This window comes from Dellaglioa sp. CoH-57-MRSF-18, assembly GCF_056781995.1.
This window is the reverse complement of the sequence record NZ_JBXAXX010000292.1, coordinates 1-231: the sequence shown is the minus strand read 5'-3', so window position 1 is coordinate 231 and position 231 is coordinate 1. Positions and strand designations below refer to the sequence as shown.

General features: G+C 64.1%; 1 protein-coding gene. It reads left to right on the top strand.

Going from position 1 to position 231, the window contains the following annotated elements:
• Positions 1 to 36: 36 nt before the first annotated feature.
• Positions 37 to 231 (top strand): GNAT family N-acetyltransferase (locus AC1RPG_RS09005; RefSeq protein WP_481762643.1); only part of this gene is annotated, 195 nt, incomplete at its 3' end.

The following is a 231-nucleotide window of genomic DNA, read 5'->3' as shown; positions in this document are numbered from 1 at the left end:
GGGCAGTTCAGCGCGGGGGTCAACTTCCAGTTCCTCTTGGAGGCAGAAATAACGCACGGGGACGGAAGACGTGAGACGGTCGGGTTCGCAATCGTCCAACCGCTCGCACGAACCGTTGGGAAGCGCCACCACTACCTCAGTTCGACCACGGCGGAACTGACCTACCTGGCGGTAGACGAAGGCGCTCGTGGACGCGGTGTAGGTTCGGCGCTCCTGGCCGGCGCGGAACAC